At 36.5% G+C, this 23,878-nt stretch carries 23 protein-coding genes; 18 read left to right on the top strand and 5 right to left on the bottom strand.

The features are described from left to right. Positions 1–20 precede the first annotated feature (20 nt). From elrA to elrE, 5 genes are all read left to right on the top strand, one after another. Positions 21–2,192: an enterococcal leucine-rich protein ElrA gene (gene elrA / locus IGI63_RS06455; protein ID WP_429975532.1), complete on the top strand. Its 2,172-nt coding sequence runs from the start codon at positions 21–23 to the stop codon at positions 2,190–2,192. Positions 2,193–2,195: 3 nt separating this feature from the next. Further along, positions 2,196–2,564 carry an LPXTG anchor domain-containing protein ElrB gene (elrB, locus tag IGI63_RS06450; RefSeq protein WP_002356469.1) on the top strand — a complete coding sequence of 123 codons (369 nt, stop codon included), beginning with the start codon at positions 2,196–2,198 and terminating at the stop codon, positions 2,562–2,564. A 1-nt stretch (position 2,565) separates the two neighbouring features. Continuing rightward, positions 2,566–3,348: a WxL domain-containing protein ElrC gene (gene elrC, locus IGI63_RS06445; RefSeq protein ID WP_002362540.1), complete on the top strand. Its 783-nt coding sequence runs from the start codon at positions 2,566–2,568 to the stop codon at positions 3,346–3,348. A gap of 39 nt (positions 3,349–3,387) precedes the next feature. Next, complete coding sequence (gene elrD, locus IGI63_RS06440) at positions 3,388–4,164, top strand: WxL domain-containing protein ElrD (protein WP_002362542.1); 777 nt, start codon at positions 3,388–3,390, stop codon at positions 4,162–4,164. 74 nt (positions 4,165–4,238) lie between these two features. Then, positions 4,239–5,264 (top strand): transmembrane protein ElrE, encoded by a 1,026-nt coding sequence (gene elrE, locus IGI63_RS06435; protein ID WP_002376547.1) that lies wholly within the window; start codon positions 4,239–4,241, stop codon positions 5,262–5,264. 37 nt (positions 5,265–5,301) lie between these two features. On the opposite strand, the gene IGI63_RS06430 is transcribed toward elrE, so the two are convergent. Further along, positions 5,302–6,015 carry an HAD family hydrolase gene (locus IGI63_RS06430; protein WP_429975531.1) on the bottom strand — a complete coding sequence of 238 codons (714 nt, stop codon included), beginning with the start codon at positions 6,013–6,015 and terminating at the stop codon, positions 5,302–5,304. A gap of 327 nt (positions 6,016–6,342) precedes the next feature. On the opposite strand from IGI63_RS06430, the gene IGI63_RS06425 reads away from it, so the two are divergent. Further along, positions 6,343–8,058 (top strand): ABC transporter ATP-binding protein, encoded by a 1,716-nt coding sequence (locus IGI63_RS06425; RefSeq protein ID WP_108120125.1) that lies wholly within the window; start codon positions 6,343–6,345, stop codon positions 8,056–8,058. Positions 8,059–8,101: 43 nt separating this feature from the next. On the opposite strand, the gene trpS is transcribed toward IGI63_RS06425, so the two are convergent. Further along, positions 8,102–9,112 (bottom strand): tryptophan--tRNA ligase, encoded by a 1,011-nt coding sequence (trpS, locus tag IGI63_RS06420; protein ID WP_002359559.1) that lies wholly within the window; start codon positions 9,110–9,112, stop codon positions 8,102–8,104. Positions 9,113–9,471: 359 nt separating this feature from the next. Between trpS and spxA the strand changes: the two genes are divergently transcribed. The 5 genes from spxA to IGI63_RS06395 all read left to right on the top strand — a co-directional run bounded on the left by spxA (position 9,472) and on the right by IGI63_RS06395 (position 14,912). After that, the gene (gene spxA, locus IGI63_RS06415; RefSeq protein ID WP_002356477.1) at positions 9,472–9,870 is read left to right on the top strand and encodes a transcriptional regulator SpxA; all 399 of its coding nucleotides are present in this window, start codon (positions 9,472–9,474) and stop codon (positions 9,868–9,870) included. Positions 9,871–10,212: 342 nt separating this feature from the next. Continuing rightward, positions 10,213–10,875: an adaptor protein MecA gene (locus IGI63_RS06410; RefSeq protein WP_417630065.1), complete on the top strand. Its 663-nt coding sequence runs from the start codon at positions 10,213–10,215 to the stop codon at positions 10,873–10,875. Positions 10,876–10,964: 89 nt separating this feature from the next. After that, complete coding sequence (locus IGI63_RS06405) at positions 10,965–12,143, top strand: competence protein CoiA (RefSeq protein ID WP_086318011.1); 1,179 nt, start codon at positions 10,965–10,967, stop codon at positions 12,141–12,143. Positions 12,144–12,190: 47 nt separating this feature from the next. Continuing rightward, positions 12,191–14,002 carry an oligoendopeptidase F gene (gene pepF / locus IGI63_RS06400; protein ID WP_429975530.1) on the top strand — a complete coding sequence of 604 codons (1,812 nt, stop codon included), beginning with the start codon at positions 12,191–12,193 and terminating at the stop codon, positions 14,000–14,002. 190 nt (positions 14,003–14,192) lie between these two features. Beyond that, positions 14,193–14,912, top strand: coding sequence for a helix-turn-helix transcriptional regulator (locus IGI63_RS06395; protein ID WP_002356481.1), 720 nt, complete (start codon positions 14,193–14,195; stop codon positions 14,910–14,912). 282 nt (positions 14,913–15,194) lie between these two features. Here IGI63_RS06395 and IGI63_RS06390 read toward each other — a convergent pair whose 3' ends face one another. After that, positions 15,195–15,854, bottom strand: a complete 660-nt coding sequence (locus IGI63_RS06390; protein WP_002356482.1) for a ClpXP adapter SpxH family protein — start codon at positions 15,852–15,854, stop codon at positions 15,195–15,197. Positions 15,855–15,917: 63 nt separating this feature from the next. Next, positions 15,918–16,496 (bottom strand): CYTH domain-containing protein, encoded by a 579-nt coding sequence (locus tag IGI63_RS06385; RefSeq protein WP_429975529.1) that lies wholly within the window; start codon positions 16,494–16,496, stop codon positions 15,918–15,920. Positions 16,497–16,692: 196 nt separating this feature from the next. Here IGI63_RS06385 and IGI63_RS06380 point away from each other — a divergent pair, with 196 nt between their 5' ends. From IGI63_RS06380 to mgtE, 4 genes are read left to right on the top strand one after another with little or no spacing between them, the layout of a single operon-like run. Beyond that, a complete protein-coding gene (locus tag IGI63_RS06380) occupies positions 16,693–17,367 on the top strand; it encodes a GTP pyrophosphokinase (protein WP_002356484.1) in 675 nt (224 codons plus the stop codon). Between the two features lie 12 nt (positions 17,368–17,379). After that, positions 17,380–18,177, top strand: a complete 798-nt coding sequence (locus IGI63_RS06375) for an NAD kinase (protein WP_002356486.1) — start codon at positions 17,380–17,382, stop codon at positions 18,175–18,177. A gap of 7 nt (positions 18,178–18,184) precedes the next feature. Continuing rightward, the gene (locus tag IGI63_RS06370) at positions 18,185–19,078 is read left to right on the top strand and encodes an RluA family pseudouridine synthase (protein WP_010707216.1); all 894 of its coding nucleotides are present in this window, start codon (positions 18,185–18,187) and stop codon (positions 19,076–19,078) included. Positions 19,079–19,108: 30 nt separating this feature from the next. Beyond that, positions 19,109–20,470 carry a magnesium transporter gene (gene mgtE, locus IGI63_RS06365; protein WP_002362548.1) on the top strand — a complete coding sequence of 454 codons (1,362 nt, stop codon included), beginning with the start codon at positions 19,109–19,111 and terminating at the stop codon, positions 20,468–20,470. Between the two features lie 117 nt (positions 20,471–20,587). Here the strand turns inward: mgtE and cutC are convergent, their stop codons facing one another. Beyond that, positions 20,588–21,217, bottom strand: coding sequence for a copper homeostasis protein CutC (gene cutC, locus IGI63_RS06360; RefSeq protein WP_002359565.1), 630 nt, complete (start codon positions 21,215–21,217; stop codon positions 20,588–20,590). Positions 21,218–21,346: 129 nt separating this feature from the next. On the opposite strand from cutC, the gene IGI63_RS06355 reads away from it, so the two are divergent. The 3 genes from IGI63_RS06355 to IGI63_RS06345 all read left to right on the top strand — a co-directional run bounded on the left by IGI63_RS06355 (position 21,347) and on the right by IGI63_RS06345 (position 23,872). After that, positions 21,347–22,192, top strand: coding sequence for a methyltransferase domain-containing protein (locus IGI63_RS06355; RefSeq protein ID WP_002380669.1), 846 nt, complete (start codon positions 21,347–21,349; stop codon positions 22,190–22,192). A gap of 312 nt (positions 22,193–22,504) precedes the next feature. Continuing rightward, positions 22,505–23,011 carry a tRNA (uridine(34)/cytosine(34)/5-carboxymethylaminomethyluridine(34)-2'-O)-methyltransferase TrmL gene (gene trmL, locus IGI63_RS06350; RefSeq protein ID WP_002359567.1) on the top strand — a complete coding sequence of 169 codons (507 nt, stop codon included), beginning with the start codon at positions 22,505–22,507 and terminating at the stop codon, positions 23,009–23,011. Between the two features lie 216 nt (positions 23,012–23,227). After that, entirely contained in the window at positions 23,228–23,872 is a 645-nt protein-coding gene (locus IGI63_RS06345) for a histidine phosphatase family protein (RefSeq protein WP_002365042.1), read from the top strand. The last annotated feature ends 6 nt before the right edge of the window (positions 23,873–23,878 follow it).

The raw sequence follows: 23,878 nt of genomic DNA, 5'->3' as shown, positions 1-23,878 counted from the left end.
AATATCAGGAGGTGAAGTTTATGAAAAAAATGTGCATCTCCGCAGTTAGTGCCTTACTTTTGGGTAATAGTTTGCTACTTCCTGTAACAACTTTCGCCGAAACGACCGAAACAATCGCATCCTCCAGTGAAGAAAATGTTTCATCTGTTTCAGAAGAAAAGATTCCAGAAACTTCATCGGCAGAAGAGCAAAATTCAGCAACCAGTAGTTCGGAGATTCCCCAATCAGAAGAGTTAACGACTGTTGAAACAAGTGAAGAGCCGCCAAATGAAGCACTAGCGATAACGGAAGCACAACTGATGATGCCCCAATTATACGCAGGTGCTGTCTTAGATAAAGCGACGCCTATCAGTACACTATTTCCTGATCCAGCCTTTGCGGAAAATATCAGAAAACAGTTAAGCAAATCTCGGACCTCTAATACTGTCACCCAAGCAGAATTGGATAAACTGAATAAAGTTATTTTAGAAAATGTCGTTGTTTCTAATGTGGAAGGAGTTCAATACCTAAGAAACTTAGAAGAATTATCTTTTCAAGATTCGCTCAATGTAACAGATTTGAGTCCTTTTGCTAAAGGTGAATTTAAGCTATTACGTTTTTTATATATGAGAAACAATAAAATAGTTGATCTTAGTCCGTTAGGTCAAGCAGGATTAATTAGTTTAGAAGGCTTGTATGTTGAGAACAATCAATTAACTACATTAAATGGACTTGAAGGAATGCCTGCTTTAAAAAATTTAAGTATCCAAAATACGACAGATCATCCGTCAAAAATCACGCCGAATAATCGAGTGACTTCCTTCGACCCGCTTCGTTCTCTTCGTAATTTAGAAACCATTTGGGCTGCCAATAATCAGATTGCTACTTTAGATGGGCTTACGGAAGCAAATAACCTACTCCGTCTTTATGTGGAAAATAATCAATTAAAAACAATTGCGCCCTTGGCGAATAAACAACGTCTAGAAGAGTTGAGTATTATGAATCAAACGATTGCTAGTCTGGAAGCTTTAAGCACTGTTCCTAATCTGCGTGTACTGTATGCAAGAAACAATCAAATTTCTTCCTTGGCACCGTTAGAGAAAACACTCAATCTAACAGTTTTAGATGTGGGAGAAAATCAAATTTCAGATATCAGTCCGTTAAAAGGCTTAACGGCCATTACAGGGCTAGATGTATCTAATCAAATGATTATCTTATCTTCTGTCGATTATATTGCTGGGAAACCACTGCAATTAAAAAATAAGGTGGTATCTCGTGATGGTCAACTATTTCCACCGCTGACGATTAGCCCTTATGGAAGTTACGATGCCACAAAAGGACTGTTTGAATGGAATTTACCCAAAGCTCATGAAGGCGTTTCTTATATCTGGGAATCAACAGATAAAGCATACTTAGGGAACTTTTCTGGAACAGTCGTCCAACCTGTCAAAGAAGTTTTCTTAAGTGAAACGAAACTATCTTGGTCAAAAGAGCGTATAGAAAAGTCGATGGAAAAAACAATCGATATTGATGACTTTCAAAAAACAGCCCTGCCTTTTTATTGGCAAGATGTCGATGCTGGGAATAGATTACAATTTATTGTCAAAAAAGAGGGCCAAGAAATCCAGAAATTAGCAGATGAAACAACCACTAATTCTAAAACATTTAAGGAAAAAGCCTTGTTATTACCAGAACTAACTTATGGAAAACAGCAGTTGGTCGTGGAAGTCTATGATAAAGGCTACAAGATTGATGAATTAGCGCTAACAGTCACTGTGGTTGGCTCTGTCAGGTTCAAAACGGTACCCACAGCGATTTCCTTTGGGAATGAGCTGCAAATCGCTAGTAGCACGACCCAATATCCAATTGTTTCCATGGATCAACCATTAGTGATACGGGATACTCGTCAAACAGGGAATAATTGGTCGCTTGCACTAACCGTTACTTCTGATTTCAAATCTGAATCAGGTGCTACGTTGCCGAATATTTTAAAATTTAGAACCAACCATCGCTTACAGGACATTCCAGAAGGCCAATCGATTCTTGTTCACAACCAAGTCAATGGACATCAAGAAACAAATATTTCTGATCAATGGAAAGAAAATGACCAAGAGTTGTTATTATCTGTTCCTGGAGGGACGGCCAAAGCAGAAGAATACGAAGCAAAACTAACTTGGCACTTGATGGACGTACCTGATGGCAGTGCAAAATAGGGGGTGAGTCTTATCAAAAAAATAGTTAGCGGTGTATTGCTATTAGGATTGATTTCATCAGTTGATGTATTTGCTGAAACAAATGCCTATCCGACAAATGCAGAAGTTTCTTTTTATGGCGAGTATGAGCCACCAGCCAACAAAGAAAAACCAGATGGTAAGATACCACAGCGTTTCCCCAAGCAGTCGGAAGCAATACCAGCAGTGAGTGGAGAATCATTGAAGCATTCAACAAGTAAAACGGTTGATCAAAAAGGCTCAGGCTTCTTACCTCGAACTGGTACTAAACAGCAACAAATGTTTAATTATCTCGGAATAATAGTCATCTTTATGGCTAGTTTTATTTTAAAAAAAAGAAAGAAGGAACAATAAAATGAAAAAAATTATCTTATCAACAATCCCCGCTATCACTTTAGGCGTGGCTATTGCACCAGAAGTGAATGCAGAAGAAAAAAACTATGAATCAAATGCCATCGTAGAATTTACGCCGGATACCTCTATCAACAAACCAGTCGATCCAGTGAATCCAGATACCGAAAAACCTGTTGAACCCTTTGACCCAACGACACCAGACACAGGCAATAAGCCAAATGAAGGAACAACTGGTCCACTAAGTATCGATTATGCTTCTAGTTTAGACTTTGGCAAAAATAAAATTTCAAATAAAGATGAAAAATATTATGCAAATCCACAATACTTTTTCTTGGCAGACGGTTCTGGTCCTGATTTGACTAATCCTAAACCAAATTATGTACAAATTTCCGACAAACGCGGAACGAATGCCGGTTGGGCCTTAACAGTTAAACAAGAAACACAATTAACAGCGACAAAAGAAACATTAAATAAAGTTTTAGACGGTTCAGAAATTAAATTAAGTCAAAACAAAGCAGTGTCTAATTCCAAAGCAGTCACACCAACTGCGCATGAAGTAACTTTAGTAGCTGGCGATTCATCAAATGTGATGTCTGCCGCTGAAGGTCAAGGTTCTGGAACTTGGCTTAGTGCGTTCGGTGGGATTGAAAAAGTGGAAGTTGACGGTGAAAGCGTAGATAAAAATACAGCGATCACATTAACTGTACCAGGAGCAACACCAAAAGATGCTGTTCAATACAAAACTGTTTTAACATGGACAATCGCTGATTTACCAAGCGTATAATTATTGAAACTATAACAATAGAAGAGAAGGAGCACTAACATGAAAAAAATGACCATCGCAAGCAGCTTAATTTTAGCAACCATCGCGGTAGGCACACTACCAGTTCAAGCAGAGGAAGTGGCTAATCGCGACACAGATGCTATTGTAAAATTTAAAGCACCAGATGAAAAAGATCCTAACAGCAAAAATCCTGTAGTGGATCCAGAAGACAAAGACGGCAAAGATCCTGTGACACCTATCGACCCAGTAAATCCTGACAAACCAGTTGATGAAGGTTCTACAGGCCCCTTAACCTTGGACTATGCTTCAAGTTTAAACTTTGGTGAAAATATCATCAGCACAAAAGATGAAATCTATTTTGCATCAGCACAAGTTTTAAAAGATAAAAATAATGTTGAAAAAACGGGTCCATTATTTGCTCAAATTACAGATAATCGTGGAACTTTAGAAGGCTGGACTTTATCTGCAAAACAAAATTCTGCATTTACTTCTGCTACAAAAGGTCAGACGCTTGAAGGAACTGAAATTGTCTTTCAAAATGCTTCAGCTGTGACAGCAGGACAAAGCGCTGCACCAACAAGTTTAGCGAGCGTAACTTTTGGTACAGTTGGTGAAAGTCATAACGTGATGGTAGCCGCAACAGATCAAGGTGCTGGGAAATGGTCATACTTATACGGCAATGCTAGTTCAATTGCTGAAGTTGACGGCCGTCAAGTAATGAAAGATGTTCAATTAAAAGTGCCAGGTAAATCAGTTAAATTAAACGATGCCTACAAAACAACAATTACTTGGACATTAGCTAATACGCCAGTATAAAAAGAACCTTTTTGGAGAAAGGAAGAGGGGAACTCAGCCTTTCTCCTTTACATAGAAATGGAGTGTAGAGCGAAATGAAAAATAGATATTTTATTCTGATGATCCTAAGTTTTTATTTCTTTGCTTTTGGGATTGAAACCTCAGCAGCAGAATTACGATTTAGTGTTGAAACAGAAATTCCAGAAAACCAAATAGATAAAACAAAAACATATTTTGATTTAATGATGAAACCAGACCAAGAACAAATTTTGAAAGTTCGAGCGGCCAATAGTACAGATGAAAATTTAGTGATTGATGTTAGTGTGAAGTCGGCCACAACAAACAGCAACGGAGTGATTGAATATGGTGAGTCGTTGACAGCTTTAGATAAATCTGCACCAGCAGATTTATCAGAAATCATTCAACTGAAAGACGGCGGTGAGAGTGTTGAATTGCCTGCTAAAAGTGAAAAAGTAGTTGAATTGCGAGTGAAGATGCCTAAAGAAGAGTTTTCAGGGCAACTAGCGGGCGGGATCACGTTTAGTGAAAAAGTCGATGAAACGAAAGACAAGCAAAAAGAAAATACAAACGGCTTAGCAATTGAAAATCGCTATGCCTATACAGTAGCTGTTTTACTTCGAGAAAATGAAACAGTTGTACAACCAGAATTGTCTTTAGAGAAAGTTGAACCGACGCAAAGAAATGCGCGCAGTGTTATTTCTGCAACACTGTTAAACCATGAAGCAGCCTATCTTCAATCAATGAAAGTAACGGCAAATGTTAAAAATAAGAAAACAAATAACGTTATTTTAGAGAAAGAACAAGAAGATATGCAAATGGCGCCCAATTCAATTTTTAATTTCCCTATTCCTTATGAAGAAAATGAAATGGAAGCTGGGACGTATGTATTGGCAATGACTGTGGAAGGCTCAGGAAAAAAATGGCAATTTACGAAAGAATTTACGATCTCAAAAGAGGAAGCAAAAACATTTAATGAGAAAGATGTAACCGTCAAAAAAACGGAATCTAAACTTATTTATCTCTTAATCGGTTTATTGATCCTTTTACTGATAATCTGCCTGTTCATCATTTTACGTCTGAAAAAACAAAAAAATAAATAAAAAAAAGCCGTTCTTCAATTTGAAGAGCGGCTTTTTTTTAAAGATTAAATAATTTCTCCACAGTCGGACAAAGTTCGGTGAAACAAGTGACTTCTGCAAGGTGTGATGCAGGTTGGCAACTTGGTAGTTCACGAGAGCGGTGGTTAAACCAAAGAGAATGCCAGCCACCATTACGTGCGCCTACAATATCATTGTCATAACTATCACCAACATATAAAGTATGTTCAGGTTCCATACAAAATTGATTACAGGCTAAATCAAAAATTTCCTTTTCAGGTTTTTGAAAACCCGTACTTTGAGAAATAATGATATTTTGGCTTGGAACCCATTTTTCAAGATTCAATTGTTTAACTTTTTTAAATTGATGGTTTGTTGGACCATTTGTAATAATCCCCATCGGAATTTCTTTCTCTTGTAAAGTATCAAGAAGCTTAGTAACTTCTGGATGCATCGTAATATTATCCAATTCTTCTTCATAAACTTGTTGGAAAATTTTTCCTTCTTCTTGTGAAATTCCTGGATAGTTTAGATCCTTTAATGTTTCATTCATCCGGAAAAACCGCATGAAATCTAGGGACCATTCATTGGCTAAAACTTTCGGAAACGTTTCATCGCTGTGGTGTCTAAAACGAAGATACAATTCATGCATATCCTCTGTCGCAACGTTTGGGAAAATTTTAGTCATCGCATTTCGAAAGGGTTGTTGCTGATCGTACAGCGTGTCATCAACATCAAAAACAATGGTTCTCATTTAACAAGTGCACCTCTTAACTTTTTTACAAAACTTTTCATATGTTATATTGTAGCCGATATTTTCACAAATAAATAGAGTATTTTTCACTGTATTTCAAGGTTTTGTACAGAAATCAAAGCCTTGTGGGAAAAGACAATTATAGTTATTTTTACCGAAAAAATGGAAACGATAAATGAAAAAATATTCTGATAATGAAAAGTTTGTGAAAATGATTTTGAGTCAAAGTTACTTAAATAACACGTGTTCTGATAGAAGTTAGAATTTTGCAAGAGACAGTCTTTTTCCGTATAATGAATGAGAATGAAGGGGGAGAGTTAGGGAGTTATGTTAAAGCGTTTTTTTGGGTATTATCGGCCTTATCGTCGATTATTTATTTTGGATTTTGGGTGTGCCGTTTTTGCGGGGCTGTTAGAGTTGGCTTTTCCAGTAGCAGTCAACCAAGTAATTGATAAGATTATGCCAAAAGGAGATTTTCGCCTCATTGCATTAGCTAGTGCGGGCTTATTTGCATTTTATATAATCAATACGTTTTTACAATTTATTGTGGTTTATTTTGGTCATATGTTAGGCGTGAATATTGAAACAGATATGCGTGAAGAATTATATCAACATCTTCAAACACAACCGTTTGAGTATTATGATAATCAAAAAACAGGGAAATTAATGAGCCGTTTGACCACTGATCTTTTTGAAATTTCGGAAGTGGCGCATCATGGTCCAGAAGACGTCTTTATTACGATTATGACGTTAGCAGGTTCTTTTCTATTAATGTTAACCATTCACGTGAAATTAGCCATCGCTACGTTTATTTTATTGCCATTTATCACGATTGCGCTAGGCTATTTTAATAAAAAAATGACAAAAGCGAATACGGATATTTACGATAATTTAGGTGAATTTAATGCTGGGATTGAAGCGTCAGTAAGTGGGATACGTGTCACGCAATCTTTTGCAAATGAACCATTTGAACGAAAACAGTTTAATTATTTAAATCAAATGTATCGAAAATCGAAATTATATTTTTATAAGGTGATGGGTGTCAGTTCCGCCTATAATTACTTATTAATTCGTCTGATAAATTTATTTTCATTAATTTTTGGTGCGTATTATACAATTAAAGGAGAAATTACAGAAGGCCAGTTTGTAGGATTTATTTTATTAGCCAATATTTTTATTCGGCCGATTGAAAAAGTCAACAATATGATTGAAAGTTATCCCAAAGGATTTGCTGGTTTTAAACGTTTTACGGAAGAAATGGACAAACAACCGTCCATCAAAGATTTGCCAGGAGCTGTTGCTGTTTCGCATTTAGAAGGAACGATTGCCTATAAAGATGTTTCATTTGCTTATGAAGATGGCACAAAAGTTTTAGACCATATCAATTTAAAAATTCAACCTGGCGAAACCGTTGCTTTCGTTGGACAAAGTGGTTCAGGAAAAACGACCTTGTGTAATCTGTTGCCTCGTTTTTATGAAGTCAGTAGTGGTGAAATTACGATCGATGGCAGAAATATCCAGCAAATGACCTTGGCTTCATTACGTAAGCAAATTGGAATTGTTCAACAAGATGTGTTTTTATTCCCTGGAACATTACGAGAAAATATTGCTTATGGGAATTTAAATGCTACAGAAATAGACATTCAACAAGCGGTGAAATTAGCACATTTAGAACATGTAATTCAGCTAATGCCAGATGGCTTAGGCACAATTATTGGCGAACGTGGCGTGAAATTATCGGGCGGTCAAAAGCAGCGAGTGGCAATTGCGCGAATGTTCTTGAAGAACCCGCCGATTTTAATTCTAGATGAAGCGACTTCTGCATTAGATACAGAAACAGAGCAAGTGATTCAAGAGTCATTAAACTCGTTAGCTGACGGGCGAACAACATTAATTATTGCCCACAGACTGGCAACGATTAAACATGCTGATCGAATAATCGTAGTGAGTGACCAAGGAATTTTAGAAGATGGAACACATGAAACTTTGTACGCGCAAAGAGGCCACTATCGTCGCTTATACGATGCTCAATTTAGAACATAAAAAAACCCGCGAATAAAACTTCGCGGGTTTTTATTATGTTTAGTTAGCGCCGAACTTTTCTTCCCAAACCAACAGCATTTTTCATTCGTTGAAGTGTTTTGTTGGCTACCTGGCGAGCGTTTTCTGCGCCCTCATCTAAAATCATATCTAATTCTTCTGAAGCTAGAAGCTCTTGGTAGCGCACTTGAATAGGTTCTAATAAGGCAACTACTGCTTCTGCTAAATCTGCTTTGAAGTCTCCATAGCCTTTGCCTTCGTATGCTTGAACAAGTTCCTCAACAGTTTGACCTGTCGCAGCAGAATAAATATTTAGTAAGTTAGTAATACCAGGCTTTTCTTCTTTATTATATTCAATTACACCAGTTGAATCAGTTACAGCAGAGCGGATTTTTTTGCGAATCACTGCTGGCTCATCAAGCATTGAAATAAAGCCCTTCACATTTGTATCGGACTTACTCATCTTTTTCGTTGGTTCCTGTAAGCTCATAATTCGACTACCTTGCTCAGCGATTTTTACTTCAGGCATCGTTAAAATTTCTTGATTTTTTTGGGCATAACGTTTATTGAAGCGTTCCACAAAATCACGTGTTAATTCTAAATGTTGTTTTTGATCATCTCCGACTGGCACTAAGTCAGCATTGTACAACACGATATCACCAACCATTAATGGAGGGTATGTTAAAAGACCAGCGCTTACGCCAGCACGACCATTTTTTTGCGATTTATCTTTAAATTGTGTCATTCGCTCTAACTCACCAATAGAAGTATTGCACTGAATGATCCAACCAGCTTCTGCATGGGCACTCACTTCAGACTGTATGAAAATTGTTGCTTTTTGTGGGTCTAAACCAACCGCTAGGTAAAGAGCTGCTAAGCTACGAATTTGTTGACGTAGCTTTTGCGGTTCTTGGGGAACGGTAATGGCATGTTCATCCACAATACAAAAATAACAATTGTATTCATTTTGTAATTCGATAAATTGTTTCATTGCACCAATGTAATTTCCGATTGTCGGAGTACCACTGGGCTGAATACCAGAAAAAATTGTTTTCATTAAATAACCACCTGACTTTAGACTTAAGATAGTGAATAGTTCTATTATACATTTTATTAGAAAAAAATACATGGGAACTTCTTGAAAAATCACCAAGAGAAGTAAATTATAACAGCAACCATAAAAATAGAAAACTGTATTACTTTTTTACAGAATCATAACGAATATCCATAAAATTTCATAAAAATTAACCCTAATTTTACACGGATGTAATGAAGGAAAAATAAACAAAGTGAATAAAAAATGTTTAAAAACCCCTAGTATTTTTATTAGAAATTAGGTATACTGGTTTTAAATAGAGGAACAGTACAGTTCCCTGTTTCAGAAACGCGATGATTCGCGAAAAGGAGTGATGCACAATGTTGACACTTTATACTTCCCCAAGTTGCACGTCATGTCGTAAGGCTAGAGCCTGGTTGCAAGAGCACGAAATTCCTTTTAAAGAAAGAAATATTTTTTCTGAACCTTTAAATATTGAGGAATTAAAAGCAATTTTAATCATGACAGAAGATGGAACAGAAGAGATTATCTCTACTCGCTCTAAAGTTTTCCAAAAATTAAATATGGATTTGGACGAGCTTCCACTTCAAGATTTATTAGAGTTGGTTCAAGAAAACCCTGGATTGTTGCGTCGGCCAATTATGATTGATGAGAAAAGATTACAAGTCGGTTTTAACGAAGATGAAATTCGCCGATTCTTACCAAGAGATGTTCGACAACTGGAATTGCGCCAAGCACAATTAATGGCAGGTTTATAAAAAATATAAAATTTTGTTCTTTATTTGTTAATTGTAATAAAGAACGATTCATATGAATTTAGGGCCAGGGATTTTTATCTCTGGCTTTTTAATACATATTTAGAACTTGTATTCATTTGATTTGGCAGAACGTGATCAAGGAAAAATAGTATCTTTTTTGGAGAGACTGCGTTAAGATGAAGAGGTAGAAGGAGCGAAAAACCAATCGTTAAAAAAGTTCAAAGTTTATAAAACGTTCGCTAGTTTTCGAGGATTTATAGACTTTCCACTTTACTTTTGTGTAGTTTTCGCTACAATGAACGTAAGAAGTTTCCTGATTGAAGCAAAGAGAGGTGTAGCGCTATGGAAATGGAACATATTAATGAAAATACGATTCGTGTGTTAATTGGCAACGAAGACCTGGCGGATAGAGGGATTACTTTTCTTGACTTACTAGGAAACCACAAAGATGTTGAAAATTTCTTTTATAGTATTTTAGAAGAAGTTGATGTCGAAGATGAATTCCAAGGTAGTGAAGCAGTCACTTTCCAAGTCTTGCCTAAAAATGATGGTTTAGAACTGTTTATTAGTAAAAATGTCGCTATGGACGACTTGTCTTCCTTAGAAGGTCTGAGCGAAGTCAATGCAGATGTTAGCGAATTAATTCGCAAACAAATTGAAGCAGACAAAGCAACCGCCGATGAACTTGATGAGATGGAAGCCACAGATGAAACAAACAGAAATGTAATCTTTGAATTAGATAATTTTGAAGCGATGATCCAATTATCCAAAGAAGTCTTCATGCAATCTGTTTTGACTAACTTATACACGTACAACGATCGTTATTACTTACAAGTTTTGTTCTTAACCGATGAATTAGAAAAAACAAATGTTGACAATGAAATTGCACAGATTTTAGAATTTGCTCATAAAACAACTGTCACTCAGGATACTTTAGTCGAATATGGCACTTGTATTATGGAACGCAGTGCGTTGGAATTAACACGTTATTACTTTAATGATTAAGCAAAAAAGCAAAAACTTTCGAGTTTTTGCTTTTTTTTTTAATGAAAATTAAGAAACTTTGCGTAGTTTATTTATGAGAGGTGAAAATCATGTTAACAGCTTTAACGGCAGACAACCAAGAATTATTTTCTTTAATCGACTGCTCGATTGATGAATTAACACAGATACGAAGCGAACAAGCTTTTGTGTGTCCAATGTGTCATCAATCGGTCATTTTGAAGGCAGGCCCCATTAAAATACCCCATTTTGCTCATCGTAAAAAGAATAGTTGTTGGTACGAAGCAGAAGCTGAAACAGAAGAACACCTCCGCTTGAAGCAGCTTTTTGCGGAAAAGTGTTTACGCGAAAAGCTGTCCTTTCAAGTTGAGGCATACTTACCCAACTTGAAGCAACGCCCAGATTTACTCATTGGCAAGATAGCCATTGAAATTCAATGTAGTCCATTGCCAATTAAACGTTTGGTGGAACGGACGGAGACTTATCAAGCTCATGGCTATCAAGTTGTTTGGATTTTAGGTGAACGATTAGTGCCTAAAGACAAGCTCACGCAATTAACGAAACAATTCCTTTATTTTTCGGAGTCCTTGGGATTTTATTTATGGTCGGCCAATAAGAAACAAGAACGAATAGAGTTACTTTGTCATATTGAAGAGAGTCAATGTCAACAATTTTATAGAAGAAAACAATCATGGGATTTTTACGAAAAAAAATTACTAGAAATCTTCCGACTACCGACCTCTAATTTAAATTTACTGCCAGATAGACGGCATACTGGTCAATTGATGCATGATTATTATCAAAAATTGACTCAACAACTTGGTTACAGAAATGCTCAGTTGCTTAGGACACAGAGCTTTTTATATACGAAAGGTTGTCACCTTCTCCAGTTACCTCCTTGGTTTTACTATCCTGGATTGAAGCTAATACCTTCTTCTGAAGAAGATATTCATTTAAAAATGCTTGTTTGGGAAGCACTAAAAACCGAAGAAGAGCGTTTAGTGACCAAACAGGAACTATGGCGTATCTTGGAAGCTGTTTTTTTGGAAGAAGGGAACTTTGTTTGGCAGCCACTGCCGAATATTGGCTTAAAAAAGCTTTTTAAAATTGTGGGGAATAGCTTATTGAGCTGGTTACAAGAATGTTATGTGTTAATTAAAGTAAACAATAAGTACCTAATAACTAGTATTTTCCTAAGAGAAGATCCTGAAAAGCTCATTCATTGGCTAAAAAAAGTGAAAAAACAACATTTTTTTAGTCACACGTGTTAAATTATGATAGTATAATGAGTAAAACGTTTCTTAAAGGAGAGTAAACTATGAGCGAAATTAAACAATTACCAACACGTGATGAAGTTCCAACTCCATTAACTTGGGATTTAACCAAAATTTTTAAAGATGATGCTGCTTTTGATGTTGCGTATAATCAGTTGACAGAAGAGCTAAATCAAGCAGAATCATTTAAAGGAACCTTAGGGAATGGTGCAGAAGCTTTTCTAGCTGCGTTAGAATACGTTTTAGATGTCTATCGAAAAGTGGAAACATTATATGTCTATTCTCATTTAAAAAATGATCAAGACACTACAAATACAGCTTACCAAGCTTTATATGCCAGAGCTAGTTCTTTATATGCACAAGTTAGTGAAGCTGTTTCTTGGTTTGACCCAGAGGTTTTAACATTAAGTGATGAACAAATCTGGGGATATTTTGAAGAGCAGCCCAAATTAGCTGTTTATCGTCACTATATTCAAAATATTTTAGATGAACGTCCCCATGTTTTATCGATGGAACAAGAAGCTTTACTGGCGGGGGCTAGTGAAATTTTTGGTGCCTCAAGTAATACATTTTCAATTTTAAATAATGCAGACTTAGAATTTCCAACTGTGCAAAATGCTGAAGGCGAAACGATTCAACTTTCTCATGGCGTTTATGGTCAGTTAATGGAAAGTGTCGATCCATCTGTTCGTGAAGCAGCATTTAAAGGTTTGTACAAAGTGTACAAACAATTTAGAAATACATTAGCCTCAACTTTAGGTGCACATGTTAAAACGCATAATTATAAAGCAAAAATTAGAAATTATGATTCTGCTCGGGCAGCATCTTTAGCAAGTAATCATATCCCTGAAAGTGTTCACGAAACATTAGTAGCTGTAGTAAATAAACATTTACCTTTGCTACATCGTTATGTAAAATTAAGAAAAAAATTATTAAACGTAGAAGAATTACACATGTACGACTTGTATGCGCCTTTGCTAGGTGAAGCACCAATTCGTTACAGCTATGAAGAAGCAAAAGAAAAAGCAATTGAGGCTTTAAAACCACTAGGTGAAGACTATTTATCTATTGTTAAAGAAGCTTTTTCAAGTCGCTGGATTGATGTGATTGAAAATCAAGGAAAACGAAGTGGCGCATATTCTTCAGGAGCTTATGACACAGCCCCATACATTTTAATGAATTGGCATGATAGTTTGGATCAACTATTTACATTAGTCCATGAGATGGGCCATAGTGTTCATAGTTACTATACAAGAAATAATCAGCCGTATGTTTATGGCGACTATTCAATTTTCTTAGCTGAGATTGCTTCAACCACAAATGAAAATATTTTAACAGAATATTTATTACAAACAGAAACAGATCCTAAAGTACGTACGTATGTCTTAAATCACTATTTAGACGGCTTTAAGGGAACCATTTTCCGTCAAACCCAATTTGCGGAATTTGAACATTTTATTCACACGGAAGATGCTAAAGGCACGCCATTAACAAGTGAATATTTGAGTGAGTATTATGGCGAGCTCAATGCTAAATATTATGGACCAGAAGTAGTTAGAGACGAAGAAATCAGTTACGAATGGGCGAGAATTCCACATTTTTATTACAATTACTATGTTTATCAATATGCAACTGGCTTCTCAGCCGCTTCGGCATTGTCTAAACATATTTTAGCTGGAGAAGAAGGAGCTTTAGAGAACTATCTTAACTACTTGAAAGCAGGAAGTAGTGACTTCCCAATTGAAGTGATGAAAAAAGCGGGCGTGGATATGACACAAGCCGTGTATATCGAAGATGCAATGAAAGTTTTTGAAGAACGTTTAACGGAATTAGAAGCTTTGGTTGAAAAATTATAAGTCGTAACTTCTTAGTAAACATAAAATATAAACCTGGTTTTACACAGAATAGTAAATATATCTGTGTAAAACCAGGTTTAGTTATATAATTAAATAGATTGTTGCTGTTATATAAAAGAAAGCAAAGATTCTTTGCTTTCTTTTATATCAAGCTTCTATTATCTTTAGAGTAATAAAAGGAGGTTTTTTTTTGAACATAGGGAATTCATTAAAAATGAGAAGAAATGAATTAGGATTGACACAATCAGAGGTTGCTGAGAAATTATACGTTACTAGGCAAACAATTTCTAACTGGGAGAATAATAAATCATATCCTAATATTGATTGTTTAATTGAACTAAGTAATCTTTATGAAATGACCTTGGATCGATTATTGAAGGAGGACAATACGATGGTGGAGAAACTTTCGAAAGATATTAGAGAGGGACAGAAGTACAAAAAATTATTTTTAATATTATTAATTATAGTACTATGTATAGGTGGATATTTTACTATTTTACAACTTCGTCTGAATAATTTTTATAGCGGTGTCAAAGAATGGAATCAAAATGGTCAAACTTATAATTTAATAGAAGATAACATTCAATATCATGTGGTTAAAATTGATAATTATAATCTGTTTACAATTCCAGAAGAATTGGAATTAATGAGTTCGTATATCTCTGAAAACGAAAAGTTTAATATGTATTATAGCGGTGATGATTCGAATATAAAAATTTACTGGACAACAGGAGCATTAAATGGGTTAGAGTTATCTTTTGATAAAGAATTCATCTTTGACAATGTAAATCAAAGAAATAAATTTTCTTATGAGATTCAGGAATTAATAAATAAAAATTTAGATAAGGATAAAAAAGAACTAACCATATTATATAAGCAGACTAAAAATAAATGGGAAGAAATAAATTAGCTTGTGTTAAACCGAATAAAATTTCCTCGATTTTTTGAGTTAGTATCGGCGAGTATTGTCTGATAGCGTTCCAAGAGGTTAGTCGATGAACTGAAATAAATATTGGTGGTCGATACAAATTTCGGTGTTAATATTTAAAAGTACATAATATATACATGGCCCCATTCCATAGCTGTCTTTTATAAGAACAAATCATCAAATGTAGCAGTATTAGACTTTATCTATTATTATAGAACATGGTGAAAATAGTAAAAGAAGGGCCAGTCAACTGGTCCTTCTTTTTTATAATAAATGTAAATGTCCATTTGGAAAATGATAATTGGAGCGACGTTTAAATTCAAAGGTTGCGTCACCTTGGTCCAGCAACGGTTCGTTATGTGGATGGACACGACAAAGTTGTTTAATTTCATCCATGTTTTCAAAATTTTCGACTAAAATGCCGAAATCGTTCTCGCAAGTATAGTTGTAAACGACTGCGGTAGGATGTTGTTTAATCCCCATTTCTCGAGCAACTTTTTGGTCGGTTTGGAAAGATTCTTTGACAAAATCTGATTGTCGGTCTTTACGATACATATCAATATCCCCGCCGGCCGCTAGAAGTAGTTCTTCTGATAACTCAGGAGAGTAAGCTAGACCGTCTTCAGCTACTGCTTTTTGTAAGCCAATCAACAATTGTCGGCCTTTTTTTCGGCCTTGTAACTGTGCAGCTTTATAGTCAAGAGCGGCTGAGTATAAATCTTCAAAAATTCGATTCCGTCGTTTAATGTCATTAATCGGAATATGTTGACGACTTAAAAATTCATTGATCGTTTTCATGTTTAATAAAGGAATAAAGCGCAATTGTATTTTTTTCTTGTCGTTAACAGACAATTGTATAATTTCTTTTTCAATTTCTAAACAGACGCCGCCTAAAGGATTGACGAACAAATAAATTTCAACCATTCATACTTCCTCCAATGCCATGCTTTTTCAAATACAGGTGCCAGAACGTCAGTGCTTCGAATACTAAGGGGCAGTGGTCCGCATCATGCGTTGAATCTTGTTAGGTGCAAGCGTAATGGGAATGTTCAAATCAGCCATTAATGTTTGAAACGCTTGCTTGCCGCTTTCAGCTTCAGTAACTTCTAACTCTAATTCAAAATCGTGCTGTTGGTTATACCAACTTTCGTCTAACGCAAGTAGTCCTTGAGGAATTTGTTTTTCTGCACGTGCTGTTTTTAATGAACCAATTAAATGGATCGAGGCGATTTCAATACCTAATTCTTGTAATTTCTTCGCCACAGCCCCCTCAGTAGGGAGGTGATTCCTCTTGATAAAGTGGTTCGCCGTCTCAAGCGATAAAGGGTCATTGATTTCTAATAATCCTTCTGGCGCAGGAACTTTTAAGGTTAACTCACCACGATCTGCTAATACGCGAATTCTTAAGCCCATTCGTTGTGCTTTTAATTGAAAATCGTCCGTATCAAAATAATGATTTGTTTGCGTAAAAAAGTCCGTTTTTTGAATAGCAAAATGGTCGATTAATCGTTTGAAATATTGCGGACTAACTAATGTTTTAAATTCAATTTCTAAGTGCTCACTCATGGGGTTCTCTCTCTTTCTTAAATCACTCCAATTTTCACATATTATATAGGTTTCCGTCAAGAAAAGTGGTCTTCTCTGTGAAAAATTTTTCTAATGAAAGGCGTTTGGAAATCAAATAGCGAATAACACCCTATTTTAGGGAGGACTGTGGTAAAATAATCAGTGAATGAAATTCAAGGAAATTGAGGGATCTACCATGGAACGAGAGTGGGAGCTGTTTTTAGCGCCATATGAACAGGCGGTCAGCGAATTAAAAGTAAAACTACGAGGTATTCGTAAACAATTTCGGGAGCAAGATAAACACATACCAATTGAATTCGTTACAGGACGTGTGAAACCAGTAGATAGTATTTTGACAAAGACGGCTATTCGGCATATTCCTTTAAATCGGATTGAAGAAGAAATGCAAGACATTGCTGGTTTGCGGATTATGTGCCAATTTGTGGAAGACATTTACCAGGTAGTCGCACTTTTAAGAAATCGTAAAGACTTAAAAATTGTGGAAGAACGGGACTACATTGAAAATAAAAAAGAAAGTGGCTATCGTTCGTACCATGTGGTGGTGGAATATCCTGTGCAATTAGTCACCGGGGAAAAGATTATTTTGGCCGAAATCCAAATTCGGACACTCTCCATGAATTTTTGGGCAACGATTGAACATTCTTTGAATTATAAATATCAAGGTGTCTTTCCTGAAGAAATGAAAGAACGCCTTCAGCGAGCGGCAGAGGCAGCCTATTTATTAGATGAAGAAATGTCATCTATTCGTGAAGAAATTCAAGAAGCACAACATTACTTCTCTCATGGCCGTGGATTGCTAGAAAACGAATACTATAAGCAAATTAAAAACGAAACACCAGAAAATCAGTAAAGGAGTCTGCTTATGAAAGTGGCGATTGTTCATAACTCGGAAGAAAAATCGAAACAAGTCACAAAACAACTGACAACACTATTAGAGCAAAACCAAATTCAAATAGACAATCGTCAACCTGAACTTGTGATTTCAGTCGGCGGAGATGGTACGCTTCTTTCCGCTTTTCATCGATTTAATCATCTGTTAAACGAAGTAAGTTTCTTAGGTGTACATACCGGACACTTGGGTTTCTATACAGATTGGCGTGATTATGAATTAAAAGAACTAGTTGAGAGTTTGTGTATTCATCGTGAAAAAAGTACGAGTTATCCATTATTAGATGTGCGGATTCGGTTTAGAGATGGGAAACCAGATAAACATTTTTTAGCATTAAATGAATCGACAATTAAACGAGGAAACCGGACGATGGTGGGCGATGTGTTTATTAAAGACGAACTGTTTGAACGATTTCGTGGTGATGGGTTGTCGATTTCGACCCCAACCGGCTCTACTGCGTATAATAAAAGTATTGGTGGGGCTGTTTTGCATCCTAGCATTAATGCGTTTCAGTTAACCGAAATCGCCTCCTTAAACAATCGTGTCTTTCGAACATTGGGGTCACCGATTGTAATCGCACATACGGAGTGGCTGGAGATTAAATTACAGGAAAGTGATGATTATTTTGTCACGGTGGACCAATTAGATATTTATCAAGAAAATATCGCTTCTGTCTGCTATCGAATTGCAGACGAACGGATTCATTTTGCCTCTTATCGGCACATGCATTTTTGGCATCGGGTGAAAGATGCCTTTATTGGTGAGGATTAATTAAACGATGGAATTTCAATGGACATATGACAAAGAAACAACACAACAAGTGAAATATTTTTTAAAGGAACAAGGCGTTTCAAAAGGGTTATTAGCTAAGGTGAAATTTCAGGGTGGTAAAATTCAAGTGAATGGGACCGTTCAAAATGCCATCTATCCTTTACAAACTGGCGATGTCGTTAAAATGACGATTCCAGATGAAGCGGAACATGAGACATTATTAACAGATGATGAACCGATTGAAATTGTGTTTGAAGATGATCATTTTTTAGTAGTTAATAAGCCTGCTGGCATTGCCTCGATACCTGCTCAGTATCATCCTTCAGGAACGATGGCGAATCGTGTTAAGGGGTATTACAAGCGACAAAATTACGTGAATCAAGTTATTCATGTCGTGACTCGTTTAGATCGAGATACTTCTGGGCTGATGTTATTTGCGAAACACGGCTTTGCTCATGCTTTAATTGACCAAGAATTACGAGAAAAAAAGGTGACAAAAATTTATTATGCCCTTGTTGGTGGAGCGATTGAGCAGTTAAACGAGCATCAATTGATTGAAAAGCCAATTGGGCGCGACTTGTCCTCTTTATTAAAACGCCAAGTTATCGAAACAGGTCAATTTGCTAGTACAGAATATTGGCTCGCAAAAAGAGGAGCCAAAGCAGCAGCTGTGCGCATTCAGCTCCATACAGGACGAACACACCAAATTCGGGTACATTTTGAAGCAATTGGCTGTTCATTGTTAGGGGATGAGATGTATCATGGAAAGATGGATCAAGGAATTGAGCGGCAAGCGTTGCATTGCATGGAACTAATTTTTACTCATCCTTTTACCAAAGAAACGGTTCATCTGATTTCCCCACTAGCGGAGGATATGAAAAGTGTAGATGATACGTTATAATAATAAAGAGGCAGGAGGGGAAAGTGTAAGATGAATGAAGGCCAAGAAATGGAAGAGCAATTTGCCCTTCTTTTAGAAACGCTAAAAAATCAACAAATGAACGAATTTCGTGAGCTATTTTTAGCGTTACACATTTATGAACAAGGACAATTTTACCAATCGTTAGATGAAAAAGACCGACAACATTTATACAATTACCTATCTCCGAAAGAACTAGCGGATATGTTTGATGTTATCGAAGAAGATAATGAGAATATGAAAGATTATTTAGCTGAAATGCGTCCAAGTTATGCAGCCGATATGTTAGCTGAGATGTATACCGATAATGCGGTGGATTTACTAAATATGTTAGATAAGAGTCAAAAGGCGAAATATCTTAGTTTGTTAAGTAGTGAAGAAGCAGGCGAAATTAAAGAGTTACTTCATTACGAAGATGAAACTGCTGGGGCGATTATGACCACCGAATTTGTTTCGATTGTGGCGAATCAAACAGTGCGTTCTGCGATGTACGTCTTAAAGAATCAAGCGGACATGGCGGAAACAATCTATTACGTTTACGTAGTCGACCAAGAAAATCATTTAGTCGGCGTTATTTCGTTGCGGGATTTAATTGTTAATGATGATGATACCTTGATTGCTGATATTTTGAATGAACGGGTTATTTCAGTTCATGTTGGCGATGACCAAGAAGATGTCGCGCAAACAATTCGTGACTATGACTTCTTAGCTGTGCCAGTTACAGATTATGATGATCATTTGTTGGGGATTGTAACAGTTGATGATATTATTGATGTTATCGATGATGAGGCCGCTAGCGACTACTCTGGTTTAGCCGGGGTCGACGTTGAAGAAGTTAGTGAGAACCCTTTAAAAGCCGCTTCTAAACGATTACCTTGGTTAATTACGCTATTGTTTTTAGGAATGTCTACGGCCTCGTTAATCAGTAATTATGAGTCGTTAGTTAGCGAAGCGAGTATTTTAGCCGTTTTTATTTCTTTAATTACCGGAACAGCCGGCAATGCCGGGACACAATCATTGGCGGTCGCGGTACGCCGTTTGGCTATGAAAGATGAAAAGGATAGTAATTTTGGTCGCTTAATCTTAAGTGAAGTACTCACGGGACTAGTGACGGGGGCTGTGACAGGTTTAACCATTATGATTGTGGTTGGCGTGTGGCAACATAATCTTCCGCTTGGATTTGTGATTGGGATGGCAATGCTCTGTGCAATTACTGTGGCGAATTTAGCAGGGAGTTTAATCCCAATGTTAATGGATAAATTAGGGTTTGATCCCGCAGTTGCCAGTGGTCCGTTTATTACTACCTTAAGTGATTTAACCAGTGTATTAATTTATTTCAATATTGCCAGCATGTTTATGCGTTATTTTGTTTAAAAAATTGCACTTATTTATCATGAGACTGAGGTAAAAGGATTCGTTGGTTTGCTTGAAATCAAAAAAGTGAGATAGCCGTTAATACGACGGCTACCTCACTTTTTTAGATACAAGAAATTAAACAATTTTTGTGCCATGGACTTCTGTGACTTTTAAAGTGTCCATCACAGTTTGAACGTTTTCTGTGGAAATACCGCCACCTGGTAAAATAAGAATCCGTTGATCTGCGTAGGCAATTAATTCTTTTAAATGATCAAAGTTGTCTTCGATAGGGGTACCAGCTGGCCCGCCATGAGTTAAAATACGTGTCACACCACGCTCAGCTAACCAGTCGATCGCCTTAAATTGGTTTTCTTTCGACAAGGCATCAAAAGCCATATGGAAAGTGATTTGCAAGCCTTCAGCTGTTTCAATGAATAAGTCCAAAGCTTCTTCATCTAACCAACCGTCCTCAGTTAAACAGCCAATAACAATGCCGTCGGTTCCTAATTTCTTTGCTTCGATTAAATCGGTATGCATAATTTTTAATTCAATATCATTATAGACAAAATTGCCGCCACGAGGACGAATGATTGTCATCACTGGTACAGAATGTTCGCCAGCGTATGCTAAGACTTCTTCAATAACACCAGTACTTGGCGTCGTTCCACCCACGGCTAAGTTATCGCATAATTCGATGCGATTCGCACCTTTTTGAATGGCTTGGGGAATCTTAGTGAAATTTTCGGCACAGAATTCTTTAATCATTTCTTATCGCTCCTTGCTTTTTCTTCACAGGCATTGTACCATAATTCTGCTTACTACCATAGCCCTGAAAAAAAGAGTGCAACTTTTTATAAGAGAAAATGTTCATTTGATGAACGTAAGGAGCTTTAAATGTTAAAGAAAATTGAACGAGCACAACAATTATTGAAAAAAGAAGCAGCCGTATTTCGCTGTCCAACTTGTCATGAACCAATGCATGTAGAAGGGGTTGGTCTGATTTGTCAACAGAGACATCAATTTGATTTATCCAAGAAAGGCACGCTATACTTTCTAAATCATGGCGTTCAGACAGAATATAATAAAAAAATGTTTACTTCTCGAGGAAAAATGATTCAAAGTGGCATGTACGCGCCTGTTTTAAACAAAATTATGCACTATCTTCCTCAAAATAAAACAGTAGTCGATGTTGGTTGTGGTGAAGGGAGTTTTCTTGCTGAGTTAAGTCAAGCAGGCTTATCTGGACTGAAAATCGGGTTTGATTTATCAAAGGAAGGAATCTATTTAGCAAGTAATCAGCCAATTGATGCGTTTTGGTGTGTGGCGGATTTAACGAATTTGCCATTTGCGGATCAAGGGCTTGATACGATTTTAAATATTTTTTCTCCTTCACATTATCAAGAATTTCGGCGAGTACTAAAAGCTGACGGGACTGTGATTAAAATTATTCCTGAAGAGAATTATTTAAAGGAATTACGAGCGGCTTTTTATCCCAATGACGAAAAGAAACAAAGTTATTCCAATCAAAAAGTAGTCCAACGTTTTGCCGAGGAATTAGCTGTGGAAGTAGATGAACGAATAACTTATTGCTTTGACATTCCCGAGGAAAGGCGGTTGGATTTATTAGAAATGTCGCCATTAGAGTGGCAAGTTTCTCAAGAAGTTAAAGCCGAGCTACAACAGCGACCGTTGGAAAAAATTACGATTGACGTCCGCTTGTTAGTAGGTCGTAAAAGATAGACTTTTTTGTGAAGAAAATCCTAAAAAAGTCTTGCAATAAAGTGACATTGGTGTTATATTACTTACAAGTTGTTTTTTCATTGGTTTTTATCAGGGTCCTGTTCTGATAAAAGTTAGTGAAGAGACCTTCACTAACGTAACGACTCGCCGTGCTAGACACCGAGACGGTACGTTTTTTTTATTGGTTAGAATAGCTGCCGCCTGACATCATCGCGTCATGCGGTTTTTTTTTGAAAATAAGTATTGTGGGCGCTATTTATTTTGAATTTATGCTAAAATGAACACGATTGATATTTGAGGAGCTGAAGATAGTTGACGAACCATATTGTTTTATTTGAACCACAAATTCCAGCAAATACTGGAAATATTGCACGGACATGTGCAGCGACGAATGCACCGTTGCATTTAATTGAACCTTTAGGATTTTCAACAGATGATAAACACTTAAAACGTGCTGGATTAGATTATTGGAATGATGTAAATATTACGTATCATAAAGATTTGGCTGCCTTTTTAGCCCATGTGGCAGGCAAACACTTGCATTTAGTAACCAAATTTGCTCACCAAACATACAGCGAGGTCAATTATAATGATGGCGAGGACCATTATTTCCTTTTTGGAAAAGAAACAACGGGCTTACCAGAAACGTTTATGCGAGAAAACGAAGAAAAGTGTATCCGAATTCCTATGAATGATGAACATGTGCGCTCACTGAATCTTTCTAACACTGCCGCACTAATTGTTTATGAAGCCTTACGTCAGCAAAATTTTCCGAACTTAGAACTGACGCATCATTATGAAAATGATAAATTGGATTAAAAAAAGTTAAGACAGTAGCGCTTTTTTCAAAAATGTCAGAAGAAAGTGGTTTTATTTTTACTGTTGGCCAATTTCCAAGCCTAGAACAAAAAACAATTTAGATTTTTGTTCTAGGCTTATTTTGCTTGGATTGCTAGAAACTTCCATGGATATTTTCGCAGGGAAGTGATAAACTAGAAAGACATATGAAGAGATAAAGAAGTTTGGAGAAGTTACATGAAATTATATTTTACACGACATGGAAAAACTGAATGGAATCAACAGAAACGATTTCAAGGAATGACAGGAGATTCGCCGTTATTACCAACTAGTTATGATGAAATTAAACAATTAGGCCAATATTTACAAGATATTCCGTTTGAAAAAATTTATTCTAGTCCGCTATTACGTGCCAAAAATACTGCGCGGGGAATTCAACAAGAATTGAATCGTCCAGTTGAAATTGTTTATACAGACAGCTTAAAAGAATTAGGTTTAGGTCGTTTAGAAGGACAATATATTGAAGAAATGCGTAATTTTTATGGAGAAGAATTAGATCATTTACGGCATCGTTTAGATTTGTATGATCCAACAATTTTTGATGGTGAACCAATCGAGCAAGCGATTCAACGGATTTCAGAAACAGTTGCTGAAGCGGCGAAACAGCACGAAGGTCCAGTTCTATTTGTCGGACACGGAGCAGCGCTGACGGCGGCAATCCAAGCGATGGCTGGTAAACCATTATCAGAATTACGGACAATGGGCGGGCTGTTAAACAATAGCCTTTCAATCCTTGAAACCAAAGAGGCATCAAGGAACATGCCGTACGACTTAACGTTATGGAATGATACGTCTTTTTTAGCTAAAGAAAAAGCACAATAAGCGCAC

It is taken from the genome of Enterococcus sp. DIV0086, from assembly GCF_050498705.1.
GTDB classification, from domain to species: domain Bacteria; phylum Bacillota; class Bacilli; order Lactobacillales; family Enterococcaceae; genus Enterococcus; species Enterococcus faecalis.
The sequence above is the reverse complement of the archived record's forward strand: the minus strand, read 5'-3'. Positions and strand labels throughout refer to the sequence as shown.